The 21244-nt window shown below is 67.3% G+C and carries 15 protein-coding genes and 1 pseudogene; 9 read left to right on the forward strand and 7 right to left on the reverse strand.

From position 1 onward, the window contains the following. Positions 1-104: 104 nt before the first annotated feature. Together LCY71_RS21725 and LCY71_RS12670 are read left to right on the forward strand one after the other, a co-directional pair. Positions 105-442 (forward strand): annotated as a pseudogene (locus tag LCY71_RS21725) (transposase family protein); the annotation flags it as partial. Between the two features lie 77 nt (positions 443-519). Beyond that, on the forward strand, positions 520-972 hold the full coding sequence (locus LCY71_RS12670; RefSeq protein ID WP_225333508.1) for a universal stress protein: 453 nt from the start codon (positions 520-522) through the stop codon (positions 970-972). A gap of 400 nt (positions 973-1372) precedes the next feature. Here the strand turns inward: LCY71_RS12670 and LCY71_RS12675 are convergent, their stop codons facing one another. Next, complete coding sequence (locus LCY71_RS12675) at positions 1373-2449, reverse strand: aldose 1-epimerase (RefSeq protein WP_225333509.1); 1077 nt, start codon at positions 2447-2449, stop codon at positions 1373-1375. A gap of 747 nt (positions 2450-3196) precedes the next feature. Between LCY71_RS12675 and LCY71_RS12680 the strand changes: the two genes are divergently transcribed. Both LCY71_RS12680 and LCY71_RS12685 read left to right on the forward strand, forming a co-directional pair. Then, complete coding sequence (locus tag LCY71_RS12680) at positions 3197-4429, forward strand: mandelate racemase/muconate lactonizing enzyme family protein (protein ID WP_225333510.1); 1233 nt, start codon at positions 3197-3199, stop codon at positions 4427-4429. Between the two features lie 439 nt (positions 4430-4868). Continuing rightward, positions 4869-5810 (forward strand): 3-hydroxyacyl-CoA dehydrogenase family protein, encoded by a 942-nt coding sequence (locus tag LCY71_RS12685; protein WP_225333511.1) that lies wholly within the window; start codon positions 4869-4871, stop codon positions 5808-5810. A 20-nt stretch (positions 5811-5830) separates the two neighbouring features. Here LCY71_RS12685 and LCY71_RS12690 read toward each other — a convergent pair whose 3' ends face one another. From LCY71_RS12690 to xacF, 4 genes are all read right to left on the reverse strand, one after another. After that, positions 5831-6613 carry an SDR family NAD(P)-dependent oxidoreductase gene (locus LCY71_RS12690; protein ID WP_225333512.1) on the reverse strand — a complete coding sequence of 261 codons (783 nt, stop codon included), beginning with the start codon at positions 6611-6613 and terminating at the stop codon, positions 5831-5833. 265 nt (positions 6614-6878) lie between these two features. After that, the gene (locus tag LCY71_RS12695; RefSeq protein WP_225333513.1) at positions 6879-9071 is read right to left on the reverse strand and encodes an LUD domain-containing protein; all 2193 of its coding nucleotides are present in this window, start codon (positions 9069-9071) and stop codon (positions 6879-6881) included. Then, entirely contained in the window at positions 9064-9573 is a 510-nt protein-coding gene (locus LCY71_RS12700; RefSeq protein ID WP_225333514.1) for an LUD domain-containing protein, read from the reverse strand. Before LCY71_RS12700 ends, LCY71_RS12695 begins: the two co-directional genes overlap by 8 nt. A 167-nt stretch (positions 9574-9740) precedes the next feature. Then, a complete protein-coding gene (gene xacF, locus LCY71_RS12705) occupies positions 9741-11189 on the reverse strand; it encodes a 2,5-dioxovalerate dehydrogenase (RefSeq protein ID WP_225333515.1) in 1449 nt (482 codons plus the stop codon). 211 nt (positions 11190-11400) lie between these two features. Between xacF and LCY71_RS12710 the strand changes: the two genes are divergently transcribed. Beyond that, positions 11401-12309 carry a HEAT repeat domain-containing protein gene (locus LCY71_RS12710; protein WP_225333516.1) on the forward strand — a complete coding sequence of 303 codons (909 nt, stop codon included), beginning with the start codon at positions 11401-11403 and terminating at the stop codon, positions 12307-12309. Positions 12310-12405: 96 nt separating this feature from the next. On the opposite strand, the gene LCY71_RS12715 is transcribed toward LCY71_RS12710, so the two are convergent. Together LCY71_RS12715 and LCY71_RS12720 are read right to left on the reverse strand one after the other, a co-directional pair. Then, the gene (locus LCY71_RS12715; protein ID WP_225333517.1) at positions 12406-12651 is read right to left on the reverse strand and encodes a hypothetical protein; all 246 of its coding nucleotides are present in this window, start codon (positions 12649-12651) and stop codon (positions 12406-12408) included. Between the two features lie 99 nt (positions 12652-12750). Beyond that, complete coding sequence (locus tag LCY71_RS12720) at positions 12751-14826, reverse strand: alpha-glucuronidase family glycosyl hydrolase (RefSeq protein ID WP_225333518.1); 2076 nt, start codon at positions 14824-14826, stop codon at positions 12751-12753. Positions 14827-15187: 361 nt separating this feature from the next. On the opposite strand from LCY71_RS12720, the gene LCY71_RS12725 reads away from it, so the two are divergent. The 4 genes from LCY71_RS12725 to LCY71_RS12740 are packed head-to-tail and all read left to right on the forward strand — an operon-like array spanning position 15188 to position 21188. Further along, positions 15188-16936, forward strand: a complete 1749-nt coding sequence (locus LCY71_RS12725; protein ID WP_373325169.1) for an ABC transporter substrate-binding protein — start codon at positions 15188-15190, stop codon at positions 16934-16936. Positions 16937-16966: 30 nt separating this feature from the next. After that, on the forward strand, positions 16967-17965 hold the full coding sequence (locus tag LCY71_RS12730; RefSeq protein ID WP_373325133.1) for an ABC transporter permease: 999 nt from the start codon (positions 16967-16969) through the stop codon (positions 17963-17965). Continuing rightward, positions 17955-18974 carry an ABC transporter permease gene (locus tag LCY71_RS12735; RefSeq protein WP_225333521.1) on the forward strand — a complete coding sequence of 340 codons (1020 nt, stop codon included), beginning with the start codon at positions 17955-17957 and terminating at the stop codon, positions 18972-18974. The genes LCY71_RS12730 and LCY71_RS12735 overlap by 11 nt, the downstream gene beginning before the upstream one ends. Next, on the forward strand, positions 18975-21188 hold the full coding sequence (locus LCY71_RS12740) for an ABC transporter ATP-binding protein (protein WP_225333522.1): 2214 nt from the start codon (positions 18975-18977) through the stop codon (positions 21186-21188). Positions 21189-21244 lie beyond the last annotated feature (56 nt).

Genomic DNA, 21244 nt, shown 5'->3' on the forward strand with positions numbered 1-21244 from the left:
CTCTGGCGTTCTGATGGGCGGTTCGAGAGACGGCCTTGCCATCTCTCGTCATCCCGAAAGGCGAAGGCTTCTGGGCGACTGCGCAAGAGCTTCGCTTTGCGAACGCTGGCGATCCTGCCACGAATGAGTCGCTTCAGATCCAGTTCTTTTCGACGACGACCACCGCTCTCGCCGAGATATTTCCCCGTGGCTCCAACAGAATTGTAATATCGAAACAGCTTGATTTCTCGCCGGTGGTGCCCAGCACCTCCAAACCGCACTGCAGCGAGCGGACCTCCGATTTCAGATATCTCGCCACGGAAGTCGGAACGCTATCGAACTGCTCTGTCGAGAACGAAAGCGCCGAATCTCGCCGTTCTCAAACTGCTTCGGCCACGCACAACCGGAAACAGTCGAAAACTGGCCTCATAATTTCGCTCGCTGGCACAACGTTTTAAGCTAAACCGACCCGTGGCGTGGTGCCGGAGTGACGACCGGTCACCAGGGGGTTTCTTATCGGATTCTGCCCATTGTCTCACCATGGAACGCGCACTCGTAGTGCTGAACGGAGCGGACGGCGAGCAGGAACTGGTCGAGCGGGCCCTCCGACTCGCGGACGGGGTCGGTGCAACCGTCGAGTTCTTCGCGGTGTTCACCCCCGACGAGTACGAGGAGGCCGTTGAGACGCTGGATTCCATCGCCGACGTAGAGCAGACGGGGTACGACGTCGACGCCGCCTTCGGACTCGTTCGTCCGGTCATCGAGGAGGGGATCGAATCGACCGGGGCCGACGTCGACTACGAACTGTCCGGCGAAGTCGCCGAGGGAACCGGCCGTGCCGACGCCGTACTCGGCGCGCTGGCCGACCGCGACTGCGATCACGTCTTCGTCGCCGGCCAGGAGCGGTCGCCGACCGGGAAGGCAGTGTTCGGCGACGCCGTCCAGTCGGTCCTCCTCAACGCAGCCGTGCCCGTGACGACGCTGCTGAACTGACACGGACTGCCATCGCTGTTCTCCGCGTCGATCGCCCGTAGTCGAGTGACCACGCCGGTACTGGACGACAGTCCGACCTCGACGGCCGATTACCCGACCGCCCGCCTCGTTCTATGGTGTCGAACGCCTGGCCGTCGTCCAAACGGCAGGTCTGTCGGCTTGGATCACCGGTGCCGCCTCCGTTCGAGCTCGTTGAATCGACCGTGAATCGGCGTCTCACCCCGACGATGCGCGCTGAGAACGCTCGACGGACTCGTCGTTTGCCAGCCACCGGTCCGTCGCGTTCAACCGCCGACCGAGCTCGTCCACGCGCCCGCACCGTCAGATTCGTCACCCGCCGACGGGTGTTCGATGACGTCGACGCGAACGCCGGAGAGCGGCGGTCGCGCGGCCGCCGTCGTCAGTCCCCGCCGCGAACGGTCCCGTCGGCGTCGACGCCGTCGACGCGCTCGCGGCCGCCGTAGGTCGTCGCGACGAACTCGGCACTGACGGTCTCGCCGGGCGCGAGCGAGTCGAGCGTAGCGTTCTCGCGCTGTGCCTCCGGATACGAGTGGCCCGGATACGCCGTCGTCGGCTCCAGGCCGGCCGTGTAGTTGCGCCCCCAGAACGGCGACTCGTCGTGTCCGCCGAAGGACTGCCAGTACCACAGCGTCTCGAAGGGGTCGCCCGACCAGCGCAGCGCGAACCCGAGGTCCAGTTCGGGGTTCGTCACGGCGTACCACGGTTCGTCGAACTCCAGCAGGAACGCCTGATCGTGGATCTTCGCGTCGGTCGGCGGGAACTCGCTCAGGTCGACGGGGTCGCCGTCGACGCCGTCCGCGAGCGGCCACTCGAACTCCCGATCGCCGAGCAGGCGGTTGGTGTCGTGGTCCTCGCCGTAGGCGTCGACGTAGCCCCGCCCGGCGGACGTGTCGAGGCGCGCGTCGGGCCCGATCAGCGGCCGCCCGAGCGCGACGTGTTGCTGCCAGGCGTACTCGAGTTCGACCTCGCCCTCGTTGGTGACGGACTCGCTGATCTCCAGGCGCGACGCGTCGGCGGGCAGCGTCAGGTCGCGCTCGACCGAGAACGGATACCGTCGCAGCTCGGTCGTCAGCGTGAGCGTCACCGCCTCGTCGTCGTCGCGAGTCACCTCGGCATCCCACGGGAGCAATGCCGACTCCCCGTGGTGGTCGTACCTGCTGCCGGCGATGTCCATCCCGCCACCGGCGACGGGGAGGTTCACCTGCCAGCCCCCGGGGTAGTGCTCGTTCCAGGTCGTCTCGGTCGACGGGACGACGCGGTCGCTCGGTGGGTCCCAGGGATAGTCGGCGTGGTAGAGGACGTCGACGTCGGTGCGCCTGTCCCGGAACTCCAGAATATCCCCGCCCTTGCCAGGCAGGACGAGGACCCGAAGGTTGCGGTTCTCCAGCAGGGCGGCGTCGACGCCCCGGTACCGGAACTCGGTCGAGACGCGCGGTCGGTCGTTCCAGAATCCCATACGGTTCGTTCAGCCGCGGATCACAAACGAGTACCGCTCCCGGCAGCGGACTCCGGGACCCGGCCGTCATCTGGACGTGCACGTCTCGGGACCGCGAACGGGTCTCAGTTTCGATAACAACTGTACACCTGTGATTCGAGGCCTCTGACTACGCGAACACCGGCCGGGCAGACTCAGATATCGGATCCGCGTCCCGGTCGAAAATGCCGGGACGGCGAGCCGATACCGCGGAACACGGACGTGAACTAGTCCGATCAGACCGCCGGTTCGTCCCACGTTAATGAACGACTGTTTCTCATTCCGGGATCTGTTCGGGTCAGTGACGAGTTCGTCTGCTCCCTGTGAGTTCGGGACCGAGACGAGCGCGTCGACGCGCCCCGATCGGACGGACCGACGCGCAGCACTGTCGAACGCGAAACGGAGCCGCTGGCCCGAAAACGGAAGGGGTGGGCCGGCTGGCCGAGGCCCGCAGGTACCATGACAGACCGAGACCGTCGCGTGTCGACGGGTCCGGCTCCGGCCCGGTTCTCGTCCGGGCAGAGGTGGGACAGACTCATTGACAGCGCTTCTCGGCGGCTCCGACCGTTGTTTCAGCACTATCGATAATAAAGTTTATTGCTCCGGCAGCCGGGGCAGGGGTCCGCTTCGATCGACACTGAAACGGGGCGACCGCGCGCCGCCGAACCGGGCGGGCGAATCCGTAGACGAAACACTTTTGCAGCGGTGGGTGAAGGACGGATACGTCACATGAGCTACGAGCAGCTATCGGACCCGAACGCGGAATACACGATGCGGGACCTCTCCTCGGAGACGATGGGGATTTCTGACTCGCGGGGGGACCGCGACGTGGAGATCACCGACGTCCAGTCGACCATCGTCGACGGCAACTACCCGTGGACGATCGTCCGCGTGTACACGGACGCGGGCCCCGTCGGTACCGGTGAAGCCTACTGGGGCGGCGCGCTCCCGGAGATCATCGAGCGCCTGAAGCCGTTCGTCGTCGGGGAGAACCCCCTCGACATCGACCGGCTGTACGAGCACATGATCCAGAAGATGTCGGGCGAGGGCTCCATCGCCGGCAAGGACGTGGCGGCCATCTCCGGCATCGAACTCGCGCTCCACGACGTCGCCGGCAAGATCCTGGGCGTCCCGGCCTACCAGCTGCTGGGCGGCAAGTACCGGGACGACGTGCGGATGTACTGCGACTGCCACACCGAGGACGAGGCCGACCCCGACGCCTGCGCCGAGGAGGCCGAGCGCGTCGTCAGCGAACTCGGCTACGACGCCCTGAAGTTCGACCTCGACGTCCCCTCGGGCCACGAGCGCGACCGCGCCAACCGCCACCTGAACAAGGGCGAGATCGACCACAAGGCCGAGATCGTCGAGAAGGTGACCGAGCAGGTCGGCGACCGCGCGGAGGTCGCCTTCGACTGCCACTGGGCCTTCGCCTCCGGCAGCGCCAAGCGCCTCACGCGCGCCATCGAGGACTACGACGTCTGGTGGCTCGAGGACCCCGTCCCGCCGGAGAACCAGGACGTCCAGGCCGAGGTCACCCGCGACACCGCCACGCCCATCGCCACCGGCGAGAACGTCTACCGGACCCATGGGCAGCGCCAGCTGCTCGAGGACGAGGGCGTCGACATCATCGCGCCCGACGTCCCGAAGGTCGGCGGGATGCTCGAGACCAAGAAGATCGCGACGCTCGCAGACATGTACTACCTCCCCGTCGCGATGCACAACGTCTCCTCGCCCATCGGGACCACCGCGTCGGTCCACGTCGGCACGGCTATCCCCAACGCCATGGCCGTCGAGTACCACTCCTACGAGCTCGGCTGGTGGGAGGACCTGGTCGAGGAGGACAACCTCATCGAAGAGGGCTACTTCAACGTCCCCGAGAAGCCCGGCCTCGGCGTCACGCTCGACCTCGACACGGTTCAGGAGCACCTGGCCGACGGGTTCGAGATGTTCGATGAAGCGTAGCTTCGTCGGGCTCGAAAACCTCTGATTTTCGGCGTTCGACGAGGCATAAGCCTCGTCAGGCTCGCTGAGCCTCGCTCAGCAGCGTTCGACGAGGCGTAGCGAAGCGAAGTCTCGTCGGGCTCGGAAGACGAGCGGAGCGAGTCTTCCGGTGTTCGACGAGGACTAATTCGTACGAGGTGCCGTCTTATCGGCGGGGGTCGCGGATTCTTCCGACCGGGGCAGACGTGCCGAAAGTCCCGGCGTCTGCGACCGGTGCTCCGTTCCGACTTCCGTTCGATATCGTGGAACGACCCTGTTGTAGCCATTCACCACATGCACGAGCCGCTTCCTGGCGGTTGAATCGACTATTGCCGTCCGGCGTCCATTTCTCATTGTAGAAGGCGGTCGGACCGTTGCCGATGGCCCGAATCTTATATTGACCCGCAGAGATGGCGACTCCATGGGTATCGATGACCTTTCGGCGGCCGGCGTCGTCGGCGCTGGCGAGATGGGGCCCGGCATCGCACTGACGCTGGCTCGGCACGGTGTCGACGTGACTCTCGTCGACCAGTCGGAGGCGGCGCTCGAGGACGCCCGCGACGAGCTGGAGCACGTCACCGACCTCCTCGTCGACCGGGACGTCGCCACCGAGTCGGCGACGGGCGAGGCGCTGGACCGGATCCGGACGGCGACCGAGCTGAGTGACCTGGCCGGCGTCGACTACGTGACCGAGGCCGTCACCGAGGACCTCGACGTCAAGCGTGAGGTGTTTGCCGACCTCGACGAGGTCTGCGACGAGGACGTCGTCCTGGCGAGCAACACCTCGAGTATCGACATCGACGACATCGCTGCGGCCACGTCCCGACCGGAGCGAGTCCTCGTGACCCACTGGATGAACCCGCCGTGGGTCGTCCCCGTCGTGGAAGTCGTCCTCGGAGACCGGACGAGTGACGACACCGAGTCGTTCGTGGTGGACCTTCTGGAGGACGTCGGTCGGAGCCCGGTCGTGCTGAACGAGGTCGTGCCGGGCTATCTCATCAACCGGATGAACTTCGCGCTCGCCCGCGAGGCGCTGCACCTGATGGAGCGTGGCGTCGTCGAGAAGGAGGACGTCGACACGCTGTTCACCGACGCGTTCGGACCCCGCTACACCCTGATGGGGCCGATCGAGATGCTCGACCTCTTCGGCCACGACACGAACCTCGCCATCAGCGAGTACCTCTTCCCGGACCTGTGCGACGACGACGAACCCTCGTCGCTCGTCGAGGACCTGGTCGAGCGGGGCGACCTGGGCATGAAGACGGGCCGCGGGTTCTACGACTACGGCGACGAGAGGCAGGACGTCGAATCCATCGACCGGGCGCTGCTCGACCGGTACCGGGAGCTCGGCCGGTACGAGTGAGGAGACGGCCCGGCACGCCATCACTGGGCCGTCCAGCCGCCGTCGACCGTCAGTACCGACCCGGTGACGAACGAGCTCGCGTCGGCCGCGAGGTAGACTGCCGGACCGACGACCTCCTCGGGCTCCCCGAACCGCTCCAGCATGTGCCCGTCGCGCATCGCCTCGTACCACTCGCGGTCCGCCATCGCCTCTCGGACGAGCGGCGTCTTCATGTACCCCGGGGCGAGGGCGTTGACGCGGACGTCGGGCGCCCACTCGGCGGCCAGGACCTTCGTCAACTGGATCACGCCCCCCTTGCTCGCCGAGTAGGCCGACTGGTCCGGGCCGCCGTCGATCCCGCGGATCGAGGCCATGTTGATCACGCTCCCGCCGCCCCGTTCGACGAGCGGGACGCCGAGCGTCTTCGCGGCGAGGAACACTCCGGTCAGGTTCAGCTCGATCACCTCCCGCCACTCGGTTTCGGACAGCTCCGTCACCGGCTTCCGGACGTTCATTCCGGGAACGTTGCACAGCACCTCGTAGGAGCCGTGCTCGTCCAGGACGCGGTCCCGGAGGGCCGCCAGAGACCCGGCGTCGGTGACGTCGACGTACTCGCCGGACGCCGACCCGTCGGTCGCGTCGGCGACCTCGCTGGCGCCGGCCTCGTCGACGTCGGCACAGACCACCGTCGCGCCCCGGGCCGCGTAGCCGAGCGCGATCGCGCGGCCGAGGCCCGACGCCGCGCCGGTGACGATCGCGGTCTTCCCGCTCAGGTCGAACATCGACTCCGGATCCACGACCCAGTCCTCGGTGTCGCCTGTCATGCCCCCGCGTTCTCGACCGAGCGAGTAAAGCGTTCTCCCGGTGGCGGGACGTCCGAGTGTCCGACGTTCACGCTCGATACCGCTCCGGCGCGTCGGCGTCGTACTCGCAGTAGTGGTTCCTCGACCCACGCCCGGGCGTAGCCGAAGGGGTCGCCGGGCTCCGACCGCAGGGCGACCGTCTCGACCGATCGGAGGCTCGTTCCGGTCGTGCGACGTCCGTCGCGACAGCGGGCGCCAGCCGTCCACCAGTGACCGCAGTCGCCAGCTACGGGGCGACGAGCTGGATCGGATGGCGCGTCTCCGTCGCGAGCAGGGCCTCCAGCTGGTCCGTACAGGAGGTGCCGCTGGCGACGACGGTCCGATCCGTGTCCTCGAACTGATCGGCCAGCGACTCGCCGACGTCCACGCTCAGCTCATAGTACTCGGACTTGTACCCGAAGCTCCCGGCCATCCCACAGCACTCGACGTCCGAGGTGAGTACGTCGTAGCCGAGGTCCTCGAGGACGGCGACGGTGTGGGCCTCCAGCCCGAGCGTGCGCTGCTGGCAGTGGCTGTGGTACGCGACGCCGCTGCCGTCGCCGGCGGTCAGCGCGTCCGGGTCGGCACCGTTCTCCAGCAGGCCGTAGACGTACTGGAACACCTCGTAGCTGCCCTCGTCGAGTCGCTCGTACTCGTCGGCGGGGAGGAGCTTCTCGTACTCGCGGCGGAACATCGCGAGCGCGCTGGGCTCGACGACGACCACGTCCCGGCCCGCGTCCAGGTGCGCCCCGAGGTCGGCGGCGAGGTGCTCGGCCTTGCTCCGGGCCGTCGCGATCATCCCCTGAGAGAGGGGCGCGCGGCCGGAGCCGCCGACGTCGGGCACGGTCACCGCACAGCCCAGCGCCTCCAGCGTCCTGACCGCTGCTTTGCCCCGCTCGGGCTGGACGTAGTTGGTGTACACGTCCGGGTAGAGGACGACCCGCCGCTCGGGGTCGGCGACGGTCGTCCGCCCATCGGCCCACTCGACGAGCGTCTCCCGCTCGAAGGCGGGCAGTTCCCGGCGGACGTCGATGCCAAGCCCGGCGTCGAGCGCACGCCGGACGGCCGTCAGCGACGCGACGGCGTTCGAGACCGGGGCCGTCGCGCTCCCCAGTTTCGCGACCGTCTCGAAGTTGCCGAAGAAGCGCTTTCGCAGCGGCGTCCCGCTCTCCTCCTCGTCGGGCACCAGCCCGTCGACGAGTTTGTCCTCGATCTCGGGGTCCTTCCCGCGGTTGATCCGGTCGCGGACGACGGTGTTGATCCAGGGGATGTCGATCTTGACCGGACAGGCGTCGACGCAGCGCGAGCAGCCGGTACAGAGGTCGTTGAACTCCGCGGCCGCGTCCAGCCCCTCGACGCCGGCCTCCCAGCCGGTCGCGATGCCGCCGGTATAGGTCTCGCCGCCGAAGGCGTGGCCGCCGACCGACTGGAAGTTCGCGCAGGAGTTGGCGCAGGCGCCACACCGGATGCAGTACAGCGTCTCGCGCAGGTCGTCGTCCTCCCGCATCTCCGTCCGCCCGTTGTCGATCAGCACGAGGTGGAAGTCCCGCTCGGCGTCGCTCCCGCCGAAGCCCGGCTCGTCGGGCCGATCGAAGTCCACCGCCGGCGTCTCGACCGGCGGCGACAGCAGCGAGAGGTACTGGGGAATCGCCTGGCCGGTGGCCGACCGTGCGATCAGTTCGGCGAAGGGATGGAGCTCCTCGACGGAGGGGATTATCTTCTCGATACCGGCGACGGCGACGTGCGTGTCGGGCACGCTCGCGCACTTGCGCGCGTTGCCCTCGTTGGTGACCAGCGCGATGGAGCCGCTCTCCGCGAGCACGAAGTTCGCGCCCGTGATCCCGACGTCGGCGGCCTCGATGCGCTCGCCCAAGAACTCGCGGGCGAAGGCCGTCAGCGCCTGGGCCGAGTCCAGCGACTCGTCGGGGTCGAAGCGCTCCTCGAACAGGGCCGTGATCTCCTCGCGGGACTTGTGCAGCGACGGCCCGACGATGTGAGAGGGGCTCTCCTCGGCCACCTGGATCACGAACTCGCCGAGGTCGGTCTCCCAGACGTCGAGTCCGCTCGCCTCGAGCGCCTCGTTGAGGTCGATCTCCTCGGTCGTCATCGACTTCGACTTGACGACGCGCTCGGCGTCGGCGTCTGCCGCCACCTCGGCGACGTACTCGCGGGCGTCGGCGGCGTCGTCCGCGACGTAGACGGTGCCACCGTTGTGCTCGACCGACGCGCGGGTCCGCTCGATCAGGTCCGGCAGGCGATCGATGGCGTCCTCCTTGATCTCGCGGGCGCGCGTCCGGTAGCGCTCGTGGCGCTCGCTCCCGACGTCGTCGATCTGGGCGTAGCGCTCCTCGTTGAACAGGCGGGTGTTCGCCTTGATCTGGTCGCCCTCTGCGGCCAGCAGGTGCCTGATCCGGTCTGCGTCGGCTCCCGTCTCACTCATCGTCCACCAGGAGGACGTGGATCGCTTCGGGCCCGTGGACGCCCTGGACGAGTGCACCCATGTCGCCGGTCGCGCTGGGGCCGGTCTCGAAGACGAGCGAGTCCCGGCCGGCGTCGAACTCGTCGGCGAGCCAGGCGAACGCCGACCGCAGGTCCGGACGGACGTCCGACGACCGGAGGACGACGACGTGGTACTCCGGGAACAGCGCCGTCAGTTCGTCGCCCCCGGCGCGGGACTCGACCGCGACCGTGCCGAGTGAGGCGATGCCCAGCCGGGAGCCGGTGACGCCCGTCCGCGCCTCGCGCAGTTCTCGAGGCGACGGATCGAGCGCCACCGGGTGGTCGGCCAGCGACAGGTCCTCGAAGGGCAGTGGCGCCCCGACCGCCGGTTCCTCGACCGCGTCGGCCAGCGCCGCGTCGAACCCGTCCGGCTCGACGACCGACGACGTCGCGTCGACGCGGTGCAACGACCGCTCGAACTCCCGTATGGGGCTCGTGCTCATACCGGTCACAGGGTGGCCCCCTTCATAAAACTCGCCGTGAGGCGCAGGGGACTCCCGCCGGCCGTCCGCTTCCTGCGCGTGAACTCACGCCGACTGTCGCAAGTCAGTACCGGTACGACCGCCCAGTATGGGACCGTCGAACCGGAACACGGCTACAGCAGTCGGTATCAGTCGTTCAGGTAGACCGTCTTGGTCTTGGTGTAGAAGTCGACGGCCGCGTCGCCCTGCTCGCGGTAGGTGTTCGTGGAGGTGCGCTTGACGCCCCCGAAGGGCACGTGCAGCTCCAGACCGGTGGACTTCTCGTTGACCTTGACGACGCCGCTCTCGATGCGGTCGACGAACTCGTTGGCCTGGGCGAGGTCGTCGGTGACGACGCTCGCGGAGAGGCCGTACTCGCTGTCGTTGGCCAGTTCGACGGCGTGGTCGAAGTCCTCGGCCTCCGTCACGGCCAGCACCGGACCGAACACCTCCTCGCGGAAGAGGCGCATGTCGGGCTCGACGTCGGAGAAGACGGCGGGCGTGACGAAGTAGCCGTTGTCGAGGTCGCCCTCGAGGCGTTCGCCGCCGGTCTGGTGGGTGGCGCCCTCCGTCTTGGCGACGTCGACGTACTCGAGCGTGCTCTCGAGTTCGCCCTCGTTGACGTGCGGGCCCATGCCGGGGTCCTCGAGGCCCGGGCCGACGTCGATGGCCTCGGCGCGCTCGGTGATCCGCTCGACGAACTCGTCGTAGAGGTCCGTGTGGACGATGGCCCGCGAGGTCGCGGTACAGGCCTGACCAGTGACGCCGAAGGCACCGGCCTCGACGATGTCGAGGGCCTGCTCGAGGTCGGCGCTGGACGTGATGATGGCCGGGTTCTTGCCGCCCATCTCCGCCTGCACGCGCTTGACGTCCTCGGTGGCCGCGTCGTAGACGTGGTGGCCGACCTCGGAGCTACCCGTGAAGGAGACGACGTCGACGTCCTCGTGGGTGGAGAAGACGTCGCCGACCTCGCTGCCGGGGCCGGTGACGACGTTGACGACGCCGTCGGGGATGCCGGCTTCGTCGAGCGCGCGGACGATCTCGACGGCGGGGCCCGGCGCGGCGCTGGCGGGCTTGATGACGACGGTGTTGCCGGTCGCCAGGGCGGGCGCGATCTTCCAGGCCGGGATCGCGATGGGGTAGTTCCAGGGGGTGATCAGACCGGCGACGCCCTGGGGTTCCTTCCGGGTGGAGATGTGGCGGCGACCGCCGCTGGCGCCCTTGATCGTGCCGCCGAAGTCCATCGCCTTCTCCGCGTAGTAGTAGAAGATGTCGATGGCACGCTGGACCTCGGGAGCGGCCTCGGAACGGGTCTTCCCCTCCTCGCGGACGAGCAGTTCGGTCAGCTCGTCCTTGCGGTCCTCGATGATCCCCGCGGCCTCGCGGAGGATCGAGCCGCGCTCGGGCGCGGGCGTGCCGGCCCACGAGTCGGCCGCCTCGTCGGCGGCGGCGACGGCCTCCTCCGCGTCCGCGGCGGAGGACTGCTGGTAGCTGTTGACAACTGTCGTCGTGTCTGCGGGATTGTGGACGTCGATCGTCTCGTCCGTCTCGGCGTCCGTCCACTCGCCCCCAACGTAATTCCTGTTGGTATCGGGCATACACTGAACAGTGCCCGTTCAGCACACTTTGTTCTATCGACTGGCGGTCGAGCGGCCGCTTTCGTCGGGAGACTCGCTTCGCTCGACGCCCGAGCCCAGCCTCACGTCGTTCGCGTGGCCGCCTGTTCGTCGATGACGGTCGCTTCCGCGCGCGCTGGCGGCCAGCGGCTGAACCCGCATGTATTTACCTGACGGTCCGCATCGTACGCCCATGTCAACGGACGCCGAGGATCCGCTCGACGAAGTCGACACGGAGTCGGTCACCTCCGACGACGTGACCGAGGCGGAGGTCCACGAAGCGCTCTCGTCGGCCAGTCCGGTCACGCGCCGGCGGGGCGTCGAGGTCTGTGAGTCGTTCGCGGAGTCGGACGTCGACGCCGTGCGACCGTATCTCGACGACCTGGCGGCACTGGTGGGCGGCGACAACTCGGGTATCGCGCTACGGGCGATCAGCGTGCTCGACACCGTCGCCGACGCGGAGCCGGCGGCGCTCGAAGGACGGGTCGCCTCGCTGGCCGCCGTCGCCGACGACGACATCGTGGACGTCCAGCTCACCGCCGGCGTCGCGCTCGGGAAGGTCGTCGTCGAGCGGGCCGACCTCGTCGCGCCGTTCGTCGAGCGACTGATCGCGGGGGTCCGGGAGACGGAGCTCGACGAGGGGATTCCGGAGGTCCCCGACGCGGTGGACGACAGGGCGACCCGGCAGACAATCCGGGAGCACGAAGAGCAGGAGCGCAGCCGCCGCCTCTCCGCCCGGCGGACGCTGAGCAACGTCGTCGTCGCCGTCACCCAGGAGACGCCGGACGAGGCCGTCGACGCTGTCGGCGACCTGGTCACCCTCCTCGACGACAGGGACCCGGAGGTCGCCGGCTGCGCCGTCGACGCGCTGGGCGAGCTGGCCGAACCGCACCCCGAGGCGGTCGCGCCCGTCAGCGAGGCGTTGCTGGACTGCCTCGACCACGATCGGTCCTCCGTCCGGGCGCGGGCGATCCGCGCGCTCGGCCGACTCGGCGACGACGACGCCGTCCCGACGCTCCGCGCGATGGCCGAGGAGGACGACGACGAGAACGTGCGCGAACTGGCGGCCGAAACCGCGGACTACCTCGCAGACGCCGCCTGACGCAGGGACGCGGTCGACGACCGGACTTCCGGGAGCATCGTGGCGCGGGCTACAGTAGAAATTGAAACTATTCACACATCGAGTGTGTCAGTGCGTTCAATTTCTACTATAGTCGTCCATCGCTCGCTTCGTGCAGTACCAGTAGCTCCCGCCGAAAAAGGCCAGCCCGCCGCCGACGAGGACGATGTCGATGACCAGCAGCGGGAACGACTCGTCGCCGGGGCCGACGTACAGCGCGGAGAGGCCCAGGAGGAGGCCGCAGACGATCAGGAGACCGATAGCCATCTTCATCCGCTCCCGATTCGCACAGAGCAGGTCCAGCAGCCACGACGACGTCGACATGATACTGCGGTGGTCGACGGCCATCAAAAATCCAGCGGTGAGCGCCGTGAACGAGCCACCGGCGACTGCGACCGGGCCCTCACCGGCGGCGACCGGCCGTCAGGGCTCGGGGACGCGTCCCTGCTCGTCGGGGACCCCCGAACAGTCGCGGAAGCGCTCGGTGAGGACGTCGCGCCACCGCTCGGCCTGGGCGACCTGCTCCTCGAAGCGCTCGGCGACGTGGCGGTGGCGGCGCTCGTCCACCCGTCCCTCGAGGGCGGCCCATCGGTCGCGGAGCCGCCGCACCTCGTCGACGCCGTCGTAGCAGTTGTCGTAGAGGCGCTGGACCACGGTCGTCCCGTCGTCGAGTTCGTAGTCCCACGGGAGGTGGTGGAAGAAGAGGAGATACTTCTCGGGACAGGTCTCGGGCGACTCGTACCGCTCGGCGACGGGGTCGCGGTACTGCGCGGCGTAGCCACTTCCGGTCGAGGTGCGATCGACGCCGATCCCGTCCTCGCTCGCGCCGTGGTAGCCGGGCCACTCCTCCAGCGACGGGTAGTAGTGGTTCTCCAGGTACTCCTCCCCGTTGTGCATCATGTGCATGAGTCCCAGGCCGCCGGTCTCGTAGTCGATGCAGGCCTCCAACGAGTCGTGGAGGATCTCGACGACGGTCTCGACGACCTCCTCGTCGGCCCCGAATGTCTGCTCGGCCCACTCGGTCGTGACCGCCTCGGCGTCGCAGTCCGGGTTCCACGCCGCCCGGCCGAAGGCGTACAGGTTCGCCTGCGCGAGGTAGTGGCCCGTCCAGCTGTGGTCCTCGCCGACGTTCCCGACGCCGACGACGCCCTCGCCGGGGTCGCGGAAGAATGACTTCACGGGCGTGCCCGCACCGCCCGCGTGCGTGTCGAAGTCGAACACCTCCGTCCACATCGGGAGGTGGTAGGTGGCGTGAACGCCCTGGCCCGTGTACTCCTGGGTGATCTGGAGTTCGAGGCCGAGGTCGGTCTCTGGCATCGCGCCGAACAGCGTCGAGACGGGCTCTCTGGGCTGGAAATCGATCGGGCCGTTCTTGATCTGGACGGTGACGTTGTCGGCGAACTCGCCGTCCAGCGGCTCGAAGGTGTCGTAGGCCTGGACCGCCCGGTCCTCGTGGGAGCCGTAGACGAACGCGCGCCACCAGACGCGGCCGCCGTGGGGGTCCAGCGCCTGGGCGATGGCGTTCGCGCCGTCGACGTGGTCGCGGTCGTAGTCGTACGGTCCCGGCTGTCCCTCGGAGTCCGCCTTCACGAGGAAGCCGCCGAAGTCCGGGAGCAGGTCGTACACCTCGTCGGCCTTCTCGCGCCACCACGCCCGCACGTCCTCGTCGAGCGGGTCGGCGGTGTCGAGGTCGCCCACCAGCATCGGGGCGGCGAAGTTGACCGACAGGTACGTCCGGATCCCGTAGCGCCGGAACACCGACGCGAGGCTCGTGAGGTCTTCGAGCCGACGGGATTCCAGCAGTCGCCAGCCGTCGAACTCCTGAGCGGCTTCGGTCGTGGTCCCCCGCGGGTAGTAGTCGGTGTTGACGTTGTTGACGACGATGCCGTTGATGCCAATGGAGGCCAGCAGGCGGGCGTAGTCCTCGTAACGATCGCGCAGATCGGGCAGGCGGTCGAAGTCGAAGATGGACTCGCCGCCGTAACCGCGCTCGACCGTCCCCCGGAACGGCGTGTCCCACTGGTTGAGCAGCCGATTGGGGGTCGCCGGCTCCTCGCGCACGTCGAGGTCGTCGACGGGTTCGCCGGTGGCCATCAGGCGGAGGAGGTGGAACGTTCCGTACACCAGTCCCCGGTCCGTCGGTGCGGTCACGACGAGGCAGTCCTGCCCCTCCCACTCGACCGACCGGAGGAGATAGCCGCCGTCGACGAGGTCTTCGACCGCCTCGGCCGGGACCGACTCGGCGATCATCGCCATGTCGTCGGGGGTGCCCACGGCGAGGAACCCCTCCGCGGTCGTCGGCGGGTGCTGCCAGAGGTGGACGTCCTCGCCGAGCAGGCCGGGGACGGCGCGCCGGAGTTCGTCCCGCACCGCGCTGCACTCCGGCGACTTCTCCGCGACGTACGCGTGTCTGCATCGGCGCCGGTACGCGTCCCGGAGCGCGTCGTCCGCGACGCGCTCGTATCGGAGCCAGCAGTCGTCGTACTGCTCTGTTGGCATGTGGTCAGGCAGAACGGCCGCGATACAAAACCTCACTGATCCCCATAGGTGGATTATATATATGATGGTTTGTGAGGATTTGTTCCGACGCGACCATCGAGACCGGAGATAAACGGCCGTATCTTCTCGATATCGGGGCCAACCTCCGTCTTCTGATAACGGGCGGAATATTATATGTTCCCCACTACACACTGAGTTTCCTGTGCCGGGTCAGACGGGGGTAGCGGCCCCAGAAACCCCAAGTACGATACTTGTACGACAGTCATTCACAATATTTATAATCCACTATAGTTACTATTGGGACGTTATGTCATCCGACAGTGAACGGGACAGGTATGACGACGCGATCAGTCGTCGGAAGATGCTCACAGTCGCCGGCGCGTCCGGCATGGCCGCGCTGGCCGGCTGCGGCGGAGACGGCTCCGGGGACGGTTCCGGCGACGGCTCCGACAACGCGACGGACGGATCGACCGGCGACGGGACCGAGGGCGGTAGCCAGGTCCACGACGTGGAGTTCCACAACGCGTACACGGGCAACCCGGCAGACCTGCACTTCAACACCTCGGGGACGCAGAACTACGCCTGGCCGGCCGGGCGGGCGGTGTTCGCGCCGTTCCTGAAGTACTCGTTCACCGACAGCGAGTTCCTGCTGGGCGCGCTCGAGGACCTCGAGATCGGGGGGGAGGAGGTCACGCTGACGTTCCGCGAGGACCTGACGTGGGACAACGGCGACGACTGGACCACCGAGGACCTCGACGTGCAACTGCAGCTGGCCGAGAAGACCGGCACCTCGCTGTGGGGGTACGTCGACGACTACGAGATCGTCGACGAGCGCACCGCCACCCTCCAGCTCTCCGGCCCGACCAACCCGGAGATCATCCAGTTCGAGCTGACGAACTTCTTCGTCGACACGAAGAAAGAGACCCACGAGGAGTTCCTCGACGCAGACGAGGCCGAGTTCCTCCAGTGGGCGTGGGAGGACCCGGTCGCCAGCGGCATGTGGTCGTTCGTCAGCAAGGACCAGCAGGCCTTCGAGTTCGAGCGCAACCCCGAGTTCTACAACGCCGACAACGTCAACTTCCAGAGCTACTACCTGGACAGCTACGGTGGCAACAACGCTCAGCACCAGGCGCTGATCTCCGCCTCGGAGGTGGACGCCGCGACGAGCCTGTTCACGCCGCCGGAGATCGCCGAGCAGTTCCCGGACCACGTCGTCGAGGTCAACATCCCGGCCAAGTGGGGCTACGGGGTCGTGTTCAACCACGACGATCCGCACTTCGGCCAGCGCGAGGTTCGCCAGGCCGTCGCTCACGCCATCAACCGCCAGGCGCTGGTCGACAACGCCGGCCCGCGGTCGAAGTTCGTGACGCCCACGCCCTGTGGGATCGCCCCGCAGGACCAGGAGAGCTGGCTCGGTGACTGGTTCGGCGACTTCGAGACCTACAGTCCCGAATCGAAAGACACCGAGACGGCCGCCCAGCTGATGGAGGAGGCCGGCTACTCCAAGAACAACGGCACCTGGCAGGACGAGGACGGCAACACGGTCGGCGGGGACTACTACTCGCCGGCCGGCTGGACCGACTGGACGACAATGACGGAGACGGTCGTCAGCCAGCTCAACGACTTCGGCTTCGACTTCTCGGTCAACACCCAGCCGACTAACGACTGGTTCAGCAACTACTCCGAGTCCAACTTCACGATGGGGAGTATGTACTGGCTGCCGGGCGGGTCGCGCTCGGCGTTCCCGTACTTCCCGCTGTACTACCAGCTGTGGGCCACCGACATCGGCGGCGGCCACAACTACCGCGAGAAGGCCGACTCCGAACAGACCATCCCCGGCCGCGACGGCGGCGAGATGACGCTCAACCCGCTGCAGACCACCGAGAACATCGCCAAGCAGCCCAGCCGGGATGACGCGCGCCAGTACGTCCAGCAGGCCGCCTGGCACAACCACATCGAACTGCCCTTCCTGGGGCTGGTCTCCAAGTACGAGCAGTCCTGGACCACTAACGACGAGTGGACGGTGGCCGAGGAAGGCTCTACTAACCGTCGGGTCAAGTGGCCGCCGTACTGGTGGGTCCACGAGGGCGACCTGCAGTACGACGGATAGCGCGACGACCTATCCCGTCATCTTTTAAAAATGAACTACTACCTAAGACGGACATTACGGATCCCGTTGACGATCCTGGCAGTGGCAACGCTCACGTTCGGTCTCATTCGACTGCTGCCCGGCGGTCCGTTCACCCAGCTGCGGATCCAGCTCATTCGGCAGGGCGTTCCGGTCGAGCAGGTGAACGCCCGAATCGAGGAGCTGCAGAGCATCAGGCCGGACGCGCCGCTCTGGCAGCAGTACATCGACTACATCATTGGGGTGGTACAGCTCGACCTCGGTCGGTCGATTTCGCTCGAACAGCCGGTCGTAGAGGTGCTCGCGCGGGCGCTACCGTGGACTGTGTTCCTCGTCGTGACCTCCACGATCCTGATGTTCGTCATCGGCGTGCTGATCGGGGCAGTGCAGGCGTACTGGGAAGGCTCGAAGTTCGACAAGATCATGTCGAGCGGCTCGATCTTCCTGATGTCGGTGCCGTACTACATCTTCGCCGTGCTGGCCCTGTTCGTGCTGGCGTTCCAGCTCGGCTGGTTCCCGACCGGGAACGCCGCAGCGCGGAGCGTCGAAGCGGGCTTCACGATCGAGTACATCACGAGCGTCCTGCACCACGCCGCGCTGCCGATCGCCGCCTTCACCATCGGTGGGATCGGGTCGACCGCACTCAACATGCGCGGGAACGGCATTCAGGTGCTCGGCGAGGAGTACGTCGAGGTCGCCCGGCTCCGCGGCCTGTCGAACTCCCGCATCTCCACCCGGTACGTCGCCAAGAACGCGATCCTGCCGATGTACACCGGGCTCCTCCTGCAGATCGGCTTCCGCCTCGGCGGTACCGTCGTGCTGGAGGAGATCTTCTCGTACCCCGGGCTGGGGTACTACCTGATCGAGGCCGTAAACGCGAACGACTATCCCCTGATGATGGGATGCTTCCTCATCATCACGGTGACGCTCGTCGTCGCCGTCTACGTGGCCGACATGACCTACGGACTGATCGATCCGCGCATCAGCGCAGGTGATTCCGATGGGTACTGACACCGACGCAGGGACGAGCGGCGTCGACTGGCGGTCAGAGGCGACCGACGCCGACATGACCCGCCGCGACCGGCTCGAGGAGCTGTACGAGCGGATGATCTACGAGCCGGCCGTCGTCGCCTGGTCCGACTGGCGGACCCGGGTCGGCGTCCTCATCCTCAGCGTCTACCTGCTGATGGGGCTGGTCGAGGTGCTGGGCCTCTACCGGAACCCCAGCCCGAACCAGGCCGACGCGCTCCTGAAACCGTTCCAAAACATGGCTTACCCCCTCGGGACGACCCGGTCGGGGGTCGACCTGCTGGCGCTGATCATCGACTCCACGCCGTTCATCCTGCTGATGGTGCTCGCGGGCGGCGTCTGGGCGACCGGCCTCGCCGTCGTCGTCGGCACCGTCTCGGGCTACAAGGGCGGCACGGTCGACAGCGTCATCACGTCGATCTCCGACTTCTTCATGGCGATCCCGGGGCTACCGCTGGTCATCGTACTGGCGATTACGCTCAGTCCGGAGAACCCGATCCTGCTGGGCGTGATCCTCACAATCAACTACTGGGCCGGCCTGGGTCGGTCGATCCGATCACAGGTCCTCTCGATTCGGGAGAACAGCTACGTCGAGGCGTCGCGGACGATGGGGACCAGCACGTCGCGGATCATCCTCAAGGACGTGCTGCCGAACATCATGCCGTACGTGATGGTCAACTTCGTGCTGGCCGCGCGGTACACCATCTTCGCGTCCGTGGGGCTGTACTTCATCGGCGTCCTGCCCTACACCGGACAGAACTGGGGCGTCACGCTGAACAACGCGTACAACCAGGGCGGCCTGTTCACGCTGGACGCGTTCCACTGGCTGCTCGTCCCCATCATCGCGATCGTGGGACTGGCCTTCGGGCTCATCCTGGTGAGTCAGGGCATGGACCGGATCTTCAATCCCCGGGTCCGGACCCGCCTCACCGGTGAATCCAAGTCAGTCGAGGAAGGGGAAGACGACGCGACGACAACGGGGATGATCTAAATGGCTACGGAACGCTCAACCGCGAATCGCGCCACGGTGGACAGCAACGTCGAGGATCCGATCCTCGAGATAGAGAACACGAACGTCACCTTCAACGACGGACAGACCTACGTCCTCGACGACGCCAACGTCACTATCGATCGCCACGAGGTGCTGGGCATCGTCGGCGAGAGCGGCAGCGGCAAGTCGATGTTCGCGTCCGCGCTGCTCGATGCCGTCCCCGACCCGGGCGTGCTCAGCGGGCAGATCACCTACCACCCGACCGACGGCGACCCCGTCGACGTGCTGGAGCTGAGCGACGAGGAGCTCCGCCAGTTCCGCTGGGAGGAGATCTCGATGGTCTTCCAGGGGGCGATGAGCTCGTTCAACCCCACGATGAAGATCGGGGCCCACTTCAAGGAGACGCTGAAGGCCCACGACAAGAGCGTCGACGAGGGGATCGAGTTCGCCCACGAGCTTCTGGAGAACCTGTACCTCGAGCCGGAACGGGTGCTGGACGCGTATCCCCACGAGCTGTCCGGCGGCATGCAGCAGCGCGCGCTGATCGCGCTGAGCATGGTGCTGGACCCCGAGGTGCTCGTGATGGACGAGCCGACTGCAGCGCTCGACCTGCTGATGCAGCGGTCGATCCTACAGTTGCTCAACGACCTCCAGGAGACGTACGACCTCACGATCATCTTCATCACGCACGACCTGCCGCTGGTCGCGTCGCTGGCCGACCGGATGGCCATCATCTACGCGTTCCAGTTCGCGGAGATCGGTCCGCGGGACGAGATCATCACCAACTCGGCGCACCCGTACACGCGGAAACTGCTGAACGCGACCCCGAACCTCGACGCACCGCTGAAGGAGATGCAGCCCATCGAGGGCGAGGGGCCCGCGCCGATCAACGTCCCGTCGGGCTGTCGGTTCCACCCGCGGTGTCCGCTCGCGACCGAGGAGTGTCGGACCGACGACCCGCCGCTGATCTCACACGGCGACGACGACCCCACCCATCGCGCGGCCTGCCACCACTGGGAGGAGGCACGCGAGGAGATCCCGCTCAACTTCGACGACGGTGAACTCGACTTCGACAACGTCATCGAGCCGTCCGAACGGGCGCGCACGCCCGCCTCGGAGCGGGACGGCGACGCACTGCTCTCGCTCAACGACGTGGAGGTCCACTTCACCGAGGAGCAGGGGCTCATGGATCGGTTCACCGGCGAACCGGACGTCGTGAAAGCCGTCGACGGTATCGACCTCGACATCGAGGAGCAGGACCTCGTCTGTCTGCTCGGCGAGTCGGGCTGTGGCAAGACGACGCTGGGCAAGACGATGATCGGCCTGCAGAAGCCCACCGGCGGTTCCATCGAGTTCCGCGGTCAGGACATCTGGGACGCCAAGAAGGGCAGGGGGGACGTGGAGATCTCCCACGAGGAGATCCGGCAGTCGCTGCAGATCATCCATCAGGACCCGGGCAGCGCGCTCAACCCGAACCGCCGGGTCGTCAACATCCTCTCGGAGCCGCTCCGGCACACGCACCCGAACATCGGCCAGAACGAGCGCCGCAGTCGGATGCGGTCGCTGCTGGAGCGCGTCGGGATGTCGCCGGCCGACGACTTCCTCGACCGGTATCCCCACCAGCTCTCCGGCGGCGAGAAGCAGCGCGTCGCGCTCGCGCGGGCGCTGCTGATGAACCCGGAGGCCATCCTCGCCGACGAGGCCATCTCCGCGGTCGACGTGTCGCTGCGCATCGAGATCATGGACCTGATGCTCGAACTCCAGGAGGAGTTCGAGACGTCGTTCCTGTTCATCTCGCACGACCTCTCGAACGCGCGGTACTTCGCCGAGCACGGCGACGGCCGGATCGCGGTGATGTACCTCGGCGAGATCGTCGAGATCGGGTCGGCGGAGCGGCTCATCCAGGACCCGCGCCATCCCTACACGGAGGTGCTGCGCTGGGCGACGCCGAACCTCGACCTCGACGCGATGGAGGCGTCGGAACCGCCGCTTCGCGAGATCGACGTTCCGGACCCGGTGGACCCGCCGTCGGGCTGCCGGTTCCACACGCGGTGTCCCGTCGCGCGTGAGGCCTGCCGGAAGGACAAGCCCGAGCTGATGGACGTCGACGGCGGCGACGGCCACGCGGCGTGCTTCCGCGAGGACCCGAACCACGAGTACTGGGACAGCGAACCTCTCGAGGGCGCGGTCGAGGACCCCGAGGAACTCACGTAACGGTTTCCCGGTGCCGACCGGGCCCGTCGTGGGCCCCGTTCTCCGCAGTCAGCGAA

Origin of the sequence: Halomicrobium urmianum (assembly GCF_020217425.1) — an archaeon.
In the GTDB taxonomy this organism is placed as follows: domain Archaea; phylum Halobacteriota; class Halobacteria; order Halobacteriales; family Haloarculaceae; genus Halomicrobium; species Halomicrobium urmianum.